Genomic DNA, 16,716 nt, shown 5'->3' on the forward strand with positions numbered 1-16,716 from the left:
GATCTCGCGGCTGGTCCCGGTCAGCGGTGCGCGGTCCCAGAAGCCGTAGCGCTCGGCCACCTCGAACCCGGTGTCGCGCAGCAGCGCGTCGATCGCGTCCGCCTCCGTGAACCGCAGGGCGCCCCGGTCGCCGGGTCGAGCCCGACCAGCCGACCGGTGTGCCCACCGGCGCGGGCGGCCTTGAGCAGCGTGCCCGTGCCGCAGCCGACGTCGAGCACCGCGTCCGCGGCCATCACCAGCGCGAGGTAGAAGCGATCGTCGTCGCCGAACCCGTTGATCAGGTCGTAGTAGGCGGCCAGGTCCGCGTCCTGGAAGGAGTCAGCCACCCGGCCGAGTGTGCCCCGTTACGGTGACGGGCCGCGACCGATTTCCCGGTCGCGGCCCGTCACCGGTGGATCAGGCGAACGTCGGCAGCCGCATCGCGTGTTGCACCAGCGTGATCAGCGTCTGCTTGGTCGACTGCCGGTTGCGCGCGTCGCAGGGCACGATCGGCACCGACTCGTCGATCGTCAGCGCCTCCCGGATGTCCTCGATGCGGTGGTGCAGCAGGCCGTCGAAGCAGTTCACGCCCACCACGTACGGCAGCTCGCGGTCCTCGAAGAAGTCGATCGAGGCGAACGCGTCCGACAGCCGGCGGGTGTCGACCAGCACGACCGCGCCGATCGCGCCGCGGACCAGGTCGTCCCACATGAACCAGAACCGGTGCTGACCCGGCGTGCCGAACAGGTACAGGATCAGGTCGCTGTCCAACGACACCCGGCCGAAGTCCATGGCCACCGTGGTGGTCATCTTGTTCGGCGTGGCCGACAGGTCGTCCACGCCGACGCTGGCCTCGGTCATGACCGCCTCGGTGGTCAGCGGCACGATTTCCGACACCGACCCGACGAAGGTCGTCTTGCCGACACCGAACCCGCCGGCCACCACGATCTTCGTCGACGTGACGGTCAGGCTCGCCGCGGGTGACCCCGGCCGCCCGGGAGCGCCACCGCTCATGTTGCTCTGCTTTCCCTAGTAGTAGGACCTCGCCGGGTGGTGGGACCTCAGCCGCGCATGGCGACGTGCAGCTGCGAGCGGATCTCCGGGGTGAGCTGCACGCCGACCCGCTCGACCAGCCGCGTCATCGCGTAGCCGATGAGGCCGATGTCGCAGTTGGGCGCCGCGAGCACGGCCAGGCACGAGCCGTCGCTGATGGACATCAGGAACAGGTAGCCCCGCTCCATCTCGACCACGGTCTGCTTGACGTCGCCCGCCTCGAAGCAGCGCGCCGCGCCGAGGTTCAGGCTGACCAAGCCGGACGCGACGGCCGCGAGCTGCTCGGCGCGGTCGATCGGCAACCGCTCCGAGGACGCGAGCAACAGGCCGTCCGCGGAGACCACGATCGCGTGCGCGACGCCCGCGACCCGGGCGACGAAGTCATCGACCAGCCAACTGAAGTTGTCGAGTTCCTCGGTTGCGGTGGTCACTTCTGCTCCTTGGTCTGATTGCCGCCCCTGGAGGCAGCCGTCTGATTACCGCCTCCGTTGGCGGTGCCTTCCCCGTTGCCGAACGACGGACCTTCCCACGGCAGGCCGGCCTCGTCGCCCGCCTGGCGGCCGAGCTGCACACCACGCTGGTAGGTGGCGAAGCGCTGGCGCAACCGGTCGGCCGACCGGCGCGGCGGCGCCGCGGTCGCCACCCCCGACGGGGTGGCGCCGTTCCCGGACGGCTGGGCCGCCGGTGCGGACGCCCGCGGCGCGGGCGCGGACAGCGAACCCGGCATCAGGCGCGCCTTGGGCACGCGCTTGGGCAGGCCCGCGGTGGTCGTGTCGTCCACCGGAGCCTTGAGCGCGCTGGTCGCCGCCGTCCAGCTGTCGTCCGCCGCCGCGCCCCAGCCGGGCGTCGACGACGCGCCGGACGACGGGATCGCCGACGGTGCGGGCTCGCGCTTGGGCAGACCGGCCGGGGTGGCGCCGCGCGGCTTCAGCGGCGTCGGCTTGGCCGCCGGCGCGGGCGGCGGGGTGATCAGGTCGGACCGGTCGGTGTACGCGGTCTGCTCGGACGCGGTGCCGTCGTGGCCACCCGTGCCGTCCGTGCCCATGAGCTCGGCGCGGTCGGCGAACATCGTCCGCTCGGACGCGGTCTCCGGCGGTGCCACCGCGGGCCGCTGCTCGGCGAGCTCACCGCGCGCCGCGCCCTCGGCTTCCGCCTCGCCGCCCTGGAACCAGCGCGACAGCACGTCCTCGTAGATCGGCAGCCGCTGGGTGGAGGCGTCGTCCTCCTCCACCTCGATCGCGGCCGGCGCGGGCTCGCCCATCGGCGGTGCGTAGGACTCGGCCATCGACGGCGGGTAGGAGTAGTCCGGCACCTCGTCGCCGGGCGGCGGCACGGTCTCGGTCACCGTGGCGGTGAACAGGTCGTCCACCGGGGTCTGCTCGACCTGGAAGTACCCGCCCGGCTCCGCCTCGTGCGTGTGCACGACCTGCGGTCCGGTCGTGGCGGGCAGCTCCAGCGGCGCGTAGCCGCCGGGCGCGATCTCCGGCGTCCACTTGGGCACGCCGGCCAGCACGCCGACACCGCTGTCCTCCAGCTGCGGCGCGGCCTGGCGCTGAGGCAGCGCGGCGGGCACCGGCCGGGGCGGCAGCGGCTCGGGGCCGCGGTGCAGCAGGTCGACCGGGAGCACGACCTGGGCCGTGACACCACCCTCTATGTCGTCGTTGTTGTTCAGCGTGACCCGGATGTTGTGCCGCTTGGCCAGCTGGCCGACCACGTACAGGCCCATCTCGCGGGCCACCGACACGTCGACCTCGGGCGGGTCGGCGAGCTTGGTGTTGGCCTCGACGACGTCCTGCTCCTGCATGCCGACACCGCGGTCGTGGATGCGGATGGACACCTCGCCGCGCCGGGTCTCGATCGCCCGCACGGTCACCTTGGTGGTGGGCTTGGAGAACGCGGTCGCGTTGTCCAGCAGCTCGGCGATGAGGTGCGCGAGGTCGTTGACCACGCGGCCCTGCACGCGCAGCTCCGGCGCGGGCGCGATCTGGATCCGGGCGTACTTCTCGACCTCGGACACCGCGGCGCCGAGCACCTCGGAGATCGGCACCGGCCGGGTAACGCGGCGGTTGACCGTGGTGCCGGAGAGCACCAGCAGGTTCTCGCTGTTGCGGCGCATCTGGGTGGCCAGGTGGTCCAGCTCGAACAGGCTGGCCAGCTGGTCGGGGTCCTGCTCGTCCTGCTCCAGCCGGTCGATGACGGTGATCTGCCGCTCGACCAGCGCCTGCGAGCGCCGGGACAGGTTGATGAACATGTCGTTGACGTTCGCGCGCAGCGCCACCTGCTCGACCGCCAGGCGCACGGCCTCGCGCTGCACGGCGTCGAACGCGCGGGCCACCTGGCCGACCTCTTCGGTCGTGTTGATCGGCACCGGCACCAGCGCCTCTTCCGCGGCGCGGGCCGGGTCGCGGTGCGTCCGGATCCGCTTGATCGCGTCCGGCAGGCGGTTGCGTGCCACGTCCAACGCGGTGCGGCGCAGCACGCGCAGCGGCGTCAGCATCGAGCGGGCGACGAAGGCCATGAGGGCGAACGCGATCACCAGCGCCACGGCGACCAGCGCCGCGTCACGCCACGCGGACGCGCGGGCCGCCTCGGTCAGCTCGATCGCCGCCCGGTCGGCCTGCCGCTCGATGTCCTGCGACACCTCCCGCAGCAGCGCCGCGGTCTGCTCGCCGACCGCGAGCACGTCACCGTCCGAAATGGACACCTCGCCGGCCTCGGCCTGCTGCACCAGCGCCAGCTGCACCAGGCTGTTGCGGGCGTCCACCGACGTGCCGGACACGGTGTCCGACAGCAGCTGGCGGTTCTCCTGGCTCGCGGTGACGGCGAAGTCGGTGAGCGCGGCGTCCAGCCGTGACTGCGCCGCGCGCAGCGCGTTGGCCTGGCCGGGCGCGAACTCGCCGCGCTTGGCCGTGGACAGCAGGATCGAGTTCTGCTGCGTCAGCTGCTCCTTCGCGGAGTACAGCGCGAGGTTGGCACCCGCCAGCGGAGTGATCGTCTCGTTGCTCAGGCTGCTCGCGGTCGCGCGGTGCACCTGGGCCAGCGCGGCCAGCACCTGGCCGTAGGCGCTGTGCACCGAGATGTCCGGGTACTTCGTGGTGCTCACCGTGTTCCGCAGCGCGCTGAGGCCGTCGAGCGACTGCAGCGACTTCTGGAACGCCTCGCGCACCGCGTCGTCGACACCGGTCGTGGAGGCCGCGACGTCGCGCAACCTGCCGACCTCGGCGTCGACCTTGCTGGAGCGCGTCTGGAACTCGCCCCCGTTCTCCTCGCGTCCGCCCGCGACGAACCAGACCGCGGCGTCGCGTTCCAGTTGCAGGGCGTCGGAGACCGCCGCCACCTGCGCGGACAGCTGGAGCTCCCGTTGGACCTGGCCGAACAGCTCCACGTCGTCCAGCTGGGTGTTCAACCTCAGCCCGGCGAGGGTGAGCGTGCTCAGCGCGGGCACCAGGAGCACCACGGCGAGCTTGCTGCGCAGGCGCCAGTTCCGCAGTCGCCACCGGGAAACTCCCCGGTCGGCGGGCACGGCGCCTGTGCTGGGACCCGAGTCGGGTGGACCGCTTCCCGCGGCACCCGTGTCGAGTTGAATCCGCTCCGGATCTCTCCCGGAGGCGTGGTCGTCGTGACCGCGCACCGTCAGCACACTCCCCAGCCCGGTGAAACGACACATCCCTACAAACCCGGTGGATCTTGGTGGAAAAATCCGCCGAGTCATACCGCCGTTCGGACGAGGTAGCCGGTACTTTGCAAATCAACCATTGTCGCGCGCACCACAGGTGGACGTGCTAAACGATCGCTAACCGGCGTTCATGACTTTTTCACGCCCTCGACCCGAACGGGAAACACCCGACGGGGGAGCCCGGCGACGAGCTCCCCCGTCGGAGCTCAGCTACCCGACTGGGTGACCAACATCGGCTTGACGTCGAAGTCCTTCTCCAGCAAGCCGTAGGTTCGCATCAGACCGGCCACGCGCTGCAGGCGGGTGGCGTCCAACGTGGTCGGGAACTCGCCGAAGTGCACGAGGCTGGCGGTTTCCTTGTCGACCTTCGCGTACTCGACCAGCAGCGGCTCGACCGTGGGGCGGTCCGCCGCGTCGCGCTGGCCCTTCGCCATCGCGCGCTGGAACGCGGCGACGGTGTTGGGGTTCTCCTTCACGAACTTGCCGCTGGCGGCGTAGCCCGCGATCGGGATGTCCGCGGTCGGGCCGGAAGCCGCGTCCAGCACGGTGATCTGGCCGCTGTTGCGCTGCGCCCGGCTGATGAACGGCTCGACCATGAACGCCGCGTCGACCAGGCCGTTCTCGACCGCCGCCTCCATGTCGGGGAACGCGAACTCCTTGAACGTGACCTTGGCCGGGTCGACGTCGTTCGCCTCCAGCGTGGCCTTCGCGGTCAGCTCCGCGATGTTCTTGAACGTGTTGATCGCGATCGTCTTGCCCTCGAGGTCCTTGGGCGACTTGATCGGGGAGTTCGCCTTGGCCAGGATCAGGAACATCTCGGGCTTGGCCTGGTAGCCGTCGCTGACCAGCTTCAAGCCGTCGGCGGCCTTCGCGGCCTCCTTCGACTCGGCGGTGAAGAACGACACATAGTTGCCGAAGGCGATGTCGATCTCACCGTTGATCAGGCCCGGGATGGCCAGCGCGCCACCCTGGAGGTACTTGACCTCGACCTCAAGGCCCTCCGCCTTGAAGTAGTCCTTCTTGATCGCGACGTGGACCGACGCGACGTCGAGGATGGGCAGCAGGCCAAGCGTGATCTTGGCCTTTTCGACCTTGCCCGGAGCGGCTGCTTCGGTGGGCTTCTCCTCGGAACCGCCGAGGAGACCGCAGCCGGAGACCACGGCGAGCATCGCGACCGCGGACACTACGCCGAAGATCCTTCGAGCCGAGAGGCCGACTCTTCGAGTCATGGGGGGCATCTCCTGTTGGAGTGACGACTTTGCGGGGGCAGGATGCACGGGCGACAGCGGCACTGCGGAACCACTCAAAGTGACCCGAGTGGTTCGGCAAGACCCCAGTCGACCGACACTCGAAGGCTGATCCACTACCTTCGGTGAGCATCTTTGCACAGGCTGTCCAGAGGGTGGGGTATGCGGTGAGCGATCTTGACGCGAAATGGGCCGTACAGAGCAACCGGCGCCCGGTGGGCATCGTCGGAGCGGGCCCTGCGGGATTGACCTTGGGGAACCTGCTCCGCGAGGCCGGAATCCCCTGCGTGGTGCTGGAAAAAGGCACTCGCGAGTACATCGAGACCCGGCCGCGCGCCGGGGTGCTGGAGCACCGCGCGGTGCAAATGTTGACAGAGCACGGGCTCGCGGACCGGTTGCTCCGAGAGGCGGACAGGCATGGCGCGTGCGAATTCCGGGTGAACGGCGAGGCGTACGAGGTGGACTACGCCACCCTGTACGACGGCCAGACCCACTACATCTACCCGCAGCAGGAGGTCGTCCAGGACCTCGTGCGGCACTACGTCGACGAGCGCGGGGGTGACGTGCGGTGGTCCGCCTCGGACGTCGAACTGCACGACATCGAGTCGTCGGAACCGGCTCTGACCTGGACCAACGCCGACGGCACGCGGGAGCGGCTCGACTGCTCGTTCATCGCGGGCGCGGACGGGTTCCACGGCGTGACGCGGCGCAGCATCCCGCCGGGCGCGGTGCAGGAGTTCAGCCACCAGCACGGCATCGAGTGGCTGAGCGTGCTGGCCGAGGCGCCGCCGTCCACCCACAAGGTGATTTACGCGCTGCACCCGGACGGATTCGCGGGTCATATGCTCCGCAGTTCCACGGTTTCGCGCTACTACTTGCAGGTCCCGGTGGACGACACGGTCGACAACTGGCCGGACGAGCGGGTGTGGGCTGAGCTGCACAAGCGGCTCGCGCTGCGGGACTCCGACTGGAAGCTGACCGAGGGCCGCATCGTGGAGAAGCGCATCCTGGACATGCGCAGCCACGTGGTCGAACCAATGAACCACGGCAACCTGTACCTGCTGGGCGATGCCGCGCACATCATCACCCCCGTGGGGGCAAAGGGGATGAACCTCGCGTTGCACGACGCCGAGGTCCTCGCCGACGCCCTGACCAGGTACCACCGAACGGGTGATGAGACGGGCCTGCGGAGCTACTCCGAAGTGTGCCTGCGCCGGGTCTGGCGTGCGCAGGAGTTCTCGCAGTGGATGGTGTTCATGATCCACCGTTCGCCGGAGCCGTTCCTGAGCCGTTTGGGGCAAGCCAGGCTCGAACACCTCATCGCCTCCGGGTCGTCCGCCGGCTATTTCGCCCAAAACTACGTGGGGCCTTAGGCAGAACACCTCACGATTAGCGGGACCCCCGACCGGGAATACCTCCCGCGATAAGAACGGTTTACCGCCGCCTTGTTCTCCGCCGGCGCATTCGGGTGCGCTCGACCCGGAGAACAAGGCGAGGACCGGTCGACTGATCGGCACATTCCCGATCCGGCTGAACGCAGGCGCGCCCCGCCGGCAGTCGGATGCGTTCGTCGCCGATTCCACTCAATGGACGGCCGGACGCGTCCGGCGGTCCGCCGTCGACGGACCGCGGAGCCATAGGAATAACCGATGGGATATCCCGCCGAGCCGACCGGAAAAGCGCTCGGCGCACACGGCGGGTGATCGTCCGGCGACGGTGTGGTGATCACTTCGATGGTCACCGGGCGGCGAGAAAGATGTCGAATCGTTGCGAACGACCGCCGTCGAAACCGGCGCCCGGGAATGACTTCCGGCACCGCGCGCACGAGAACGGGCGACCCCCGGCACCGGCCCTGAGAGGGCCGGCAAGCCGCGGATCGCCCGTCCGGCGTCCTTGCCTACGAATAGGCGTTTCAGGTCGTGGTGGCGCGTTCCTCCGCCTCGGCGCGCGAGGCCTCCGCCCGCTCCGCCTCGGCCCACTTCGCCGCCTGCTGCTCGTTCGCCTTGCGCCGGGCCCGGACCTCCTCGGAGGTCTTGCCGACGTTGAGCAGCCGCGCCACCTCGCCCCGCAGCGCGACGAACGCCTCGGACTCGCGGGTGGTGATCTGGTCGCGCTGCGCGGGCAGGTCGACCTTCAGGTCGGCCACCACGGACGCGGGCGACGTGGAGAGCACCAGGATCCGGTCGCCCAGGTAGACGCTCTCGTCGATGTCGTGCGTCACCACCAGCACCGTGGTGTCCTGCTCGGTGCGCACCTTCAGCAGCAGGTCTTCCAACTCGAACCGGGTCTGCGCGTCCACCGAGGCGAACGGCTCGTCCATCAGCAGCAACGCGGGCCGGTAGGCCAGCGCCCTGGCGATCGCGACGCGCTGCTGCATGCCGCCCGACAGCTGCCACGGGTACTTGCGGCCCGCCTCGGCCAGGCCGACCCACTCCAGCGCCTCGGCCGCGCGGGCCCGGCGCTCGGCGCGGCCCAGGGTGCGGCGCAGCGGGAACTCCACGTTCTTCTGCACCGTCAGCCAGGGGAACAGCGAGCGGCTGTAGTCCTGGAACACCACGGCGAGGTCGTCGGGCACGCCGCGCACCTCGTTGCCGTGCAGGCTGATCTCGCCGCGGGTCGGGCGGATCAGGCCGGAGATGGTGCGCAGCAGCGTGGACTTGCCGCAGCCGGACGGGCCGACGACGCAGACCAGCTCGCCGGTGCCGACGGTGAACGACAGGTCGGCGATCGCGGTGTGCGCGCCGTCCTTCGCCTGGTAGGTGTGGCCGAGGTCGGCCACTTCGAGCATCGCGGTCATACTGCTTTTTCCTCCACCGTCGCGGGGGTGCGCTCCTGCTTCGGTTGCCACGCAAGGGCTTTGCGCTCGAAGGCGAGGAGCACGGTGTTGAGGGCATAGCCGAGGACACCCAGCAGGATGATCCCGGCCCACATGTCGGGGAAGTCGAACTCCCGCTGTGCGACGAGGAGTTGCGACCCGATCCCGTTGTCGGTACCGACGAGTTCGGACACGACCATGAGCACCAGCGACAGCGACAGGGAGACCCGCAGCCCGGCGAAGATCTTCGGTGCCGCCGAGGGCAGGACGACACCGAGGACCCACTGTGGCTTGGGGATGCGGAACACCGCCGAGGTCTCGAACTTCAGGGCATCGACGGAACGGGCGCCGTCGATGCTGTTGAGCAGGATGGGCCACAGCACGCCGAACACGATCGTGGCGAGCTGCATGGTGGTGCCGACGCTGAACACGAGCATGAACACCGGCACCAGCAGGGGCGGCGGGATCGAGCGCATGAACGTCAGCAGCGGCCCGACGTACTCCGCGGCCGCCGGGGAGCGACCGAGTGCCACGCCGAGCGAGATGCCGACGACCGCTGCGATCGCCCAGCCGCCGAGCAGCCGGCCGATGCTCGGGAACACGTGGTCGAACACCGTGTCGGTGAGGAAGAGCTCACCGGCCGGGCCGGAGAACCACAACCCGTGCGCCGCCACGGCGATCTCGGTCGGGCGCGGGAAGAACGGGTCGTCGGCGTACCAGGTGAGCAGTTCCCAGACCACGACGAGGCCCGCGAACACCGCCCACCGCTGCAGGAACCGGTTCACGACCGACCTCCGGTCACCGAGCTCCACCCGACCCAGCGGCGCTGGGCGCGGTCCAGCCCTTCGTTGAGCAGGTAGCCGATCACTCCCGCGACCACCGTGCCGGCCAGGACGATGTCCATCCGGCCCGTGCCGCTGCGCGCGATCGCGATGTACTGCCCGATGCCGCCGGAGCCGCCTTCCAGCAGCTCCACGCTGACGATCACCACCAGGCTCGTCGTGGCGGCGAGCCTGATGCCGGTCAGCACGAACGGCAGCGCGCTCGGCAGTGAGACCGACGCCAGCACGCGCACCCGGCCCGAGCCGAACGCGCGCGCGGTCTCGACCAGCAGGGGGTCGAGCTCGTCGAGCGCGTAGATGGTGTTGAACAGGATGGGCCAGATCGCCGCGTACACCGCGAGGGTGATCTTGGTTTCCGGCCCGATGCCGAGCATCAGGACCGCCAGCGGGATCAGCGCCACCGACGGGATGGGGCGCAGGAACTCGACCACGGCGCGGGTGGCGTGCCGAACGGACGCCACGCTGCCCAGGACGAGGCCGAGCGGGACGGCGATCCCGGCCGACAGCGCCACGGCGATGAGCACGGCGAGGACCGTCGCGATGACGTCCCTCAGGAAAGCCTCATCCCCCAACAACTTCACGAGTTCCACCGCTACGACGGATGGCGGTGGCAGGTACTCCGCGGGAACCAGCCGGGACCGGCCGAACAGCTCCCAGATGACGAGGAACCCGGCCACACCGAGCAGTCCTCGGGTGAGCGCACGCACGCGCAAACGCCTCTTCCCAGTTGATCAATCCCAGCCAACCCGGCTCAATGTAGAGAGAGAAGTGCGCCGCCACAATGAGTGGCGGGAAAACTTCATGATGTGATCTTGCAACGCGGTCGGCGCCGACACCCGCCGCGACCGAATCCCTTCCACTCAGTGGAATCAGGTCTAGGCGCACGGTGGCTCATGGGGCAAGTCCGGGAAGTAGTCCGCCCACTGCGCGGCGCTGATCCGGGGGGTACGCGGTGGCGCAGATCCGGTCCACCACCGCGCCCAGGTCGGTCTCCCAGAACCGGAGCACCGAGTCGCCGGCGCTCACCAGGGTGTGGCCGTCGGGCGCGAACGCCACCGAGCCGGCGCCCGACGAGTGCCCGGCGAACACGGCCGACGGGCGGGACGGCCTGCCCGACACGTCGTACAGGCGCAGGTTCCCGTCGGTGCCCGCGATCACGAGCAGCCCGCCCGCCGCGGCGACCCCGCGCACCCCCGACCCCAGCGGCTCGGAGGACGTGAGCGGCGCCGGCCGGTCACCGTCGTGGTCCGGTCCCGGCTCCCGCCACACCACGGCCTTGCCGTCGCCCTCCACCGTCACCAGTCCCCCTGGCACCGACGCCACCGCCGTGGGGAAGGTGACGCCCAGCGTGTCGCGGCGCCGCCGCTCGGGCCACAGCGGGACGGTGGTGTCCCACTGTTCGACCGACCCGCCGAGCTTGGTGACCACCAACCGGTCGCCGGTGTCGTCGAACGCCAGCGCGGCGGTCGGGACCTTCGGGTCGACCGGGTCGGTGAGCTCGGCGACCCGCGCCAGCGTGGCGACGTTCCACAGGCGCACCGTCCCGTCGTCCAGCCCTCCGGTGGCGAAGTGCGTGCCCTTCGGGCTGAACGCCACCACGTGCCCGCGTCCCGTCTCGCCGACCAGGTCCGGTGCGGCCGGGTTGGTGGTGCGCCACACCCGCACCCGCCCGTCCTCGGCGGCGGTGACCAGGTGCTCGCCGTCCCGGCTGAGCGCGGCGGCCCGGACCGGGCCCGGGTGCGCGGTCAACGGCCAGGCGGTGCGCGGACCGCGCGGCGCGGAGATGTCCACGAGCCGCAGCTCGCCCTCGACGTCGACGGTGGCGGCCAGGGGCCGTCCGGCGGCGACCACGACCGAGCGCAGGGTCACCGGGTGCGCCACCGGCAAGTCGGTGAGGTCGGTGAGCCGGGCCGACCGGTCGGCACCCGCGGTGACCAGGGCCCGTCCGCCCGCGGCGAAGCCGACCGCGGTGACGGGGCCGAAGTGGCCGTTGAGCGTGGCGGCCCCCAGCGGCGCGGACCGGTTCGTGACGTCCCACAGCCGGGCGGACCGGTCGTCGCCCGCCGTGGCCAGCACCCGCGCGTCCTCGTTCAACGCCAGGGCGCGCACGTCGCCGCCGTGCCGCAGGGCGGCGGTCTGCCGGGCGGGCCCGCGCGGGTCGGCGACCTCCCACAGCCGCACCACCCGGTCCTCCCCCGCCGTGGCGACCAGCCTGCCCTCGTCGCCGACCGCCAGCGCGGTGACCGCGCCGACACCGTCGACCAGGACGTCGGACGTGCCGGTGGCCAGGTCGACCGCGTGCACCCGGTCGCCGGACACGATCGCCGCCACGTGCCCGGAGAGGAAGGCCACTTCGGACGACGCCCCGCCGGGCGACGGCACCGACACCGGCGCGGCGCCGTCGGTCAGGTCCCACGCCCGCGGCGCACCCCCGACGAACCCGGCCACGAGGTAGCGGGCGTCCGGCGAGAACGCCAAGGCCGCCGTGGGCGCGACCGCCAGGTCGTCAAGCCGGTGAAGGAGCACGGGTTGCCGGGGGTTCGTCGTACGCCACACCGCGACGTGCTCGTCGGACGCCCCGGCGAGCCACGTGCCGTCACGGCTGAACGCCAGCACCCGCGGATCGGTCAGCCCGGTCAGCACGCCGAGGTTCGCCGGGTGGTGCGGGTCGGAGACGTCCACCAGCCGCACGTCCCGGACGGTGGTGTCGTCGGTGACGGCGAGCAGCGACGCGGTCGGGCTGACCGCGGTCGTGCGCACCGCGGCGATCCGGGTCGCGTACGGCTTGGTGAACGCGCCGTACAGCGCGTCCCGCGTCTCGGGCAGCGGCGCCAACCGGTGCGCGGCCAGGGTGAGCTGCAACGACAGCGCGGGATCGGCGTCACGCAGCGTGGCGGCGTGGGTGATCACCTTGCGCGCCAGCGCGATGTTGCGCTGCTCGGTCGCGGACCGCTCGGCGCGGACCGCGACCACGATCGCGCTGGACGCCAGCACCAGCAGCACGGCCATGACCGACACCAGCTGCCGGAGCCTGCGGGTGCGGCGGAACTCGCCGGCGCGCACCGCGTCGTCCGCGGCGATGCTGGCCTCCAGGAACCGGATCTCACCCGGCGTGAGCCGGGGACCGCGGGTGCCGTCGACCCACTCGCGCACCAACGCCAGCCGGGTGCCCCGGTACAGCGCGCCCGGGTCGCGATCCAGCGCCTCCCACGTGTGCGCGGCCTCGGTCAGCATCCGCTGCACCCGCAGGCCCGCCCGGTCCTCGGCGATCCAGTCGCGCAACCGCGGCCAGTTGCGGATCAGCGCCTCGTGCGCCAGCTCCACCGCGTCCCGGTCCAGCACCACCAGCCGGGCCTGCGCCAACGCGGCCAGCACCTCGTGGCCGTCGCTGCCGGGGTGGTGGTCCACCTCGGCGCGGGCGACGCGGCGCTTGGTGTCCTCGGTGCCCTCGCCGACCGCGATCAGCCGCAGGAACACCTGCTTGGCGACCTCCTGCCGGACCGGCCCCATGCCCTGGTAGATGTGCTCGGCGCTGCGCGCGATCGAGTGCTCGACCCCGCCGACCTCCTCGTAGCCCGCGAGGGTCAACGCCACACCGCGCCGCCTGCGCCACGTCTCCAGCAACGCGTGCGACACCAGCGGCAGCACCCCCGGCTGGCCCGCCGCGTCCGCGACCAGGCGCGTGACCAGCGCGGTCTCCACCTTGCAGCCGACCGCGGCGGCGGGCGACACGATCGCCTCGCGCAGCTCGTCCGGCGACATCGGGCCGAGCAGCACCTGCCCACCGCGCAGCGCCTCCACCAGTTCCGGGTACTGCCCGCAGTGGCCGAGGAAGTCGGCGCGCACCCCCAGCACGACCCGCGTGCGGCTGGTCGGCGCGGAGCACGCGGTGGTCAGCGCGGCGATGAACGCGGCCCGTTCGGCGGGCTCCTGGCACAGCGTGAAGACCTCTTCGAACTGGTCGACCACGATCAGCAGGTCGTCGTCACCGCCGACGAGGGCCTGCCGCACGCGCAGGTGCAGGTTCTCCGGGTAGGAGGTGAACTCGGCGGCCAGCGCGGCGGCGTCCCGGCCGGTGCTCGCGGCGATCCGCACCGCCAGCTCCTCCACCGGCCGCGCGCCGGGCGTGAGCACGACCGAGGGCCGGCTCCACGTCGCCACCAGGCCCGCGCGCAGCACCGACGACTTGCCCGAGCCGGACGCGCCGAACACACCGGCGAACCGGCGCCGCGCGACGAGGCCGGTCAGCTCCCGCACCACGCGGTCGCGGCCGAAGAACCGGTCCGCGTCCCGCACCTGGAACGCCGCCAGCCCGGTGTACGGGGCCTCGGTGGCGGTCGGCGGGGTGCGCGGGTTCGCGTCGGCGACCCGTTCGGACACCTCCCGCCAGCGACCCTCCCAGGCCACGACGTCACCACCGCAGGCCCGCACGTACGCCAACGTCACCGCGAGGCTCGGCAGCCGCCGCCCGTTCGCCGCCTCCGACAGGGCCGCCGCCGAGTAGTGCGCGTCCCGGGCCAGCCGCCGGTAGGTGGGGCCGCCCGCCCGTTCCCGCAGAGCCCTCAGGTCAGCCGCGAACTCGCCCAGCTCGCGGCTCTCGGCCCGTAACGGGCCCTCCGGTCTGGCCATCGTCGCCCTCCCCTTCGACGAGGGCGATTGTTCAGAAAAGCCTGTTCAGCGTCCACGCGCTGACACTGAACAACCCGTCTGCCGTAGGAATGGCGGTGGAACCGGGTAGGGGTTCCGCAGGGGGATGGGGGGAGAGGCGCTTGGCGGTGGATGGGGGCTCCGCCAAGCGCCTACCCGCTACAGCCCGACGGCCTTGTAGAGGGAGCCGACTTCCTGCCGGTTGAGCACCCGCATCGAGCCGGGGCGCTGGTTGCCCAGGCGGACCTCGCCGACCGCGGTGCGCACGAGGTGCTCGACGGGGTGGCCGACGTGGTCGAGCAGGCGGCGCACGATGTGCTTGCGGCCCTCGTGCAGGACCACCTCGACCAGCGCCTTGCCCGGCATGGACGAGATCAGCTTGAACGAGTCGACCGCGATCGGGCCGTCCTCCAGCTCCAGCCCGGCGCGCAACCGCTTGCCCAGGTCCTTCGGGATCGGGCCGGGCACCTCGGCGAGGTAGGTCTTGGTGATCTCGTAGGACGGGTGCATCAGCCGGTGCGCGAGGTCGCCGTCGTTGGTCAGCAGCAGCAGGCCCTCGGTGTCGGCGTCCAGCCTGCCGACGTGGAACAGGCGTTCCTTGCGGTTGTGCAGGTAGTCGCCCACGCACGGCCGGTGCGCATCGTCGTGCATGGTGGACAGCACACCGCGCGGCTTGTTGAACGCGATGGTGACCACGTCCTCCTTGAGCACCACGCGCACGCCGTCGACGTGCACGACCGCCGTGTCCGGGTCGATGCGGCGGCCCTGCTCGCGGACCACCTCGCCGTCGACCTGCACGCGGCCGAGTTCGATCAGCTCCTCGGCGACCCGCCGCGAGGCGATGCCCGCCTTGGCGAGCACCTTCTGGAGCCGGATCCCCTCGGGTTGATCCGAGGGGTTCGGCCGGGCCTGGTCAGACATCGTCGATCGCATCCACTTCGGGCAGCAGGGGAGCGATCGGCGGCAGGTCGCCCAACGACGACAGCCCCAACCGCTCCAGGAACAGTTCGGTCGTGCGGTAAAGGATGCCACCCGTGTCGGAATCCGTGCCCGTCTCGGCGATCAGGCCGCGCGCGACGAGCGTGCGGATGACACCGTCCACGTTCACCCCGCGCACCGCCGCGATCCGGGCCCTGGTCACGGGCTGCCGGTAGGCGATGACCGCGAGTGTCTCCAACGCGGCCCGGGTGAGCTTGGCGCGCTGCCCGTCGAGCAGCAGCTTCTCCACGAATGGCGCGAAGCGGTCCCTCGTGTAGAACCGCCAGCCGTCACCGATTCTACGCAGGTCGATGCCGCTGCCCTGCTCGGTGTACCGGGCGGCGAGCCTGCGCAGGGCCGCGGTGACCCGCTTCACGGACTGGTCGAGGACGCCCGCGAGCTGCTCTTCGGCGATCGGGCTGTCCACGACGAGCAGGATCGACTCCAGGGCGCCTTCGAACTCGGTGTCGTCGGACAGGTCGGGCAGCCCGCCCGCCTCGGCCTCGTCCTCGGTCCCCGACTCCCGGGTCCCCGCGTCCACGGCCAACGGCAGCGGCTCGGGCGGCTCGGTTGCTGCCTGGTCGCTCACCCGTACTCCTCGTCCTCGTCGTGCGCGTGCGCCCGCGCCTGTTCGATCGTGCCGCCGACCCACGTGATGCGCAGCTCGCCCAGCGGGTCCGGCTGCTCGAAGGCCAGCGCCTGCTCCCGGTACAGCTCCAGCAGCGCCAGGAACCGCGCCACGACCTCCATCGTCTCGGTGCACTCGGCGATCAGCTCGGCGAACGTCGCCGTGCCCGCCTCCGCCAGCCGTGTCCGCAGCAGGTCGGCGTGCTCGCGCACCGAGACCCGGTGCTGGTGGATGTGCGAGGTCGACACCGTCGGCGGCGGCTTGGGCCGGAACACGACCGCGGCGATCTCGGCGAACCGCCGGGCGTCCACGCCCAGCATCACCTCGGGCAACAGCCCTTCGTACCGCTGCTCCAGCGCCACCGACCGCGGGTAGCGCCGGTAGGCGCCCTTCTCCAGCTCCCCGAACAGCGCCGCGACCTGCTTGTACGCCCGGTACTGCAGCAGCCGCGCGAACAGCAGGTCCCGCGCCTCCAGCAGTGCCAGGTCCTCCTCGTCCTCGACGTCGCCTGCGGGCAGCAGGCGGGCCGCCTTCAGGTCGAGCAGGGTCGCCGCGATGACCAGGAACTCGGTCGTCTCGTCCAGGTCCCACTTCTCGCCCAACGCCCGGATGTAGGCGATGAAGTCGTCGGTGACGGTGTGCAGCGCCACCTCGGTCACGTCGAGCGTGTGCTGCGAGATCAGCTGCAGCAGCAGGTCGAACGGCCCCTCGAAGTTGGTCAGCTTGACCTTGAACCGGCCGTCGTCCGGCGCCGCCGGCCCTACCGGTGCGTCGGACTCGACCGGTGCGACCGACTCGTCCGGCGCGGTGGCTTCGACCACCTCGACCGGCGCGGCCACTGCGGATTCGGT

At 71.3% G+C, this 16,716-nt stretch carries 13 protein-coding genes; 1 reads left to right on the forward strand and 12 read right to left on the reverse strand.

The annotated features are described in order from the left end of the window. Positions 1 to 20 precede the first annotated feature (20 nt). The 5 genes from A6A25_RS42235 to A6A25_RS15865 form a co-directional block, all read right to left on the reverse strand. Positions 21 to 326 carry a hypothetical protein gene (locus A6A25_RS42235; protein ID WP_198932716.1) on the reverse strand — a complete coding sequence of 102 codons (306 nt, stop codon included), beginning with the start codon at positions 324 to 326 and terminating at the stop codon, positions 21 to 23. Between the two features lie 70 nt (positions 327 to 396). Further along, the gene (locus A6A25_RS15850; RefSeq protein WP_073890503.1) at positions 397 to 993 is read right to left on the reverse strand and encodes a GTP-binding protein; all 597 of its coding nucleotides are present in this window, start codon (positions 991 to 993) and stop codon (positions 397 to 399) included. 47 nt (positions 994 to 1,040) lie between these two features. Next, on the reverse strand, positions 1,041 to 1,463 hold the full coding sequence (locus tag A6A25_RS15855) for a roadblock/LC7 domain-containing protein (protein WP_073890506.1): 423 nt from the start codon (positions 1,461 to 1,463) through the stop codon (positions 1,041 to 1,043). Then, positions 1,460 to 4,555, reverse strand: a complete 3,096-nt coding sequence (locus tag A6A25_RS15860) for a sensor histidine kinase (protein ID WP_241828732.1) — start codon at positions 4,553 to 4,555, stop codon at positions 1,460 to 1,462. Before A6A25_RS15860 ends, A6A25_RS15855 begins: the two co-directional genes overlap by 4 nt. A 359-nt stretch (positions 4,556 to 4,914) precedes the next feature. Beyond that, positions 4,915 to 5,892 (reverse strand): ABC transporter substrate-binding protein, encoded by a 978-nt coding sequence (locus A6A25_RS15865; protein WP_241828733.1) that lies wholly within the window; start codon positions 5,890 to 5,892, stop codon positions 4,915 to 4,917. Between the two features lie 278 nt (positions 5,893 to 6,170). Here A6A25_RS15865 and A6A25_RS15870 point away from each other — a divergent pair, with 278 nt between their 5' ends. Beyond that, the gene (locus A6A25_RS15870) at positions 6,171 to 7,328 is read left to right on the forward strand and encodes a 4-hydroxybenzoate 3-monooxygenase (protein ID WP_274534313.1); all 1,158 of its coding nucleotides are present in this window, start codon (positions 6,171 to 6,173) and stop codon (positions 7,326 to 7,328) included. A gap of 539 nt (positions 7,329 to 7,867) precedes the next feature. Here A6A25_RS15870 and A6A25_RS15875 read toward each other — a convergent pair. From A6A25_RS15875 to A6A25_RS15905, 7 genes are all read right to left on the reverse strand, one after another. Next, positions 7,868 to 8,752 carry an ABC transporter ATP-binding protein gene (locus A6A25_RS15875; protein ID WP_073890512.1) on the reverse strand — a complete coding sequence of 295 codons (885 nt, stop codon included), beginning with the start codon at positions 8,750 to 8,752 and terminating at the stop codon, positions 7,868 to 7,870. Further along, entirely contained in the window at positions 8,749 to 9,555 is an 807-nt protein-coding gene (locus A6A25_RS15880; protein ID WP_083668374.1) for an ABC transporter permease, read from the reverse strand. The genes A6A25_RS15875 and A6A25_RS15880 overlap by 4 nt, the downstream gene beginning before the upstream one ends. Then, positions 9,552 to 10,319, reverse strand: coding sequence for an ABC transporter permease (locus A6A25_RS15885; protein ID WP_073890524.1), 768 nt, complete (start codon positions 10,317 to 10,319; stop codon positions 9,552 to 9,554). Before A6A25_RS15885 ends, A6A25_RS15880 begins: the two co-directional genes overlap by 4 nt. A gap of 184 nt (positions 10,320 to 10,503) precedes the next feature. Further along, positions 10,504 to 14,241: an nSTAND1 domain-containing NTPase gene (locus A6A25_RS15890; protein ID WP_083668371.1), complete on the reverse strand. Its 3,738-nt coding sequence runs from the start codon at positions 14,239 to 14,241 to the stop codon at positions 10,504 to 10,506. Positions 14,242 to 14,418: 177 nt separating this feature from the next. Further along, positions 14,419 to 15,180 (reverse strand): pseudouridine synthase, encoded by a 762-nt coding sequence (locus A6A25_RS15895; protein ID WP_073890525.1) that lies wholly within the window; start codon positions 15,178 to 15,180, stop codon positions 14,419 to 14,421. Continuing rightward, complete coding sequence (gene scpB / locus A6A25_RS15900; protein WP_380735956.1) at positions 15,173 to 15,790, reverse strand: SMC-Scp complex subunit ScpB; 618 nt, start codon at positions 15,788 to 15,790, stop codon at positions 15,173 to 15,175. The genes A6A25_RS15895 and scpB overlap by 8 nt, the downstream gene beginning before the upstream one ends. A 32-nt stretch (positions 15,791 to 15,822) precedes the next feature. Continuing rightward, entirely contained in the window at positions 15,823 to 16,686 is an 864-nt protein-coding gene (locus tag A6A25_RS15905) for a segregation and condensation protein A (protein WP_073890592.1), read from the reverse strand. Between the last annotated feature and the right edge of the window lie 30 nt (positions 16,687 to 16,716).

Source organism: Saccharothrix sp. CB00851 (assembly GCF_001905065.1).
Lineage (GTDB): Bacteria > Actinomycetota > Actinomycetes > Mycobacteriales > Pseudonocardiaceae > Actinosynnema.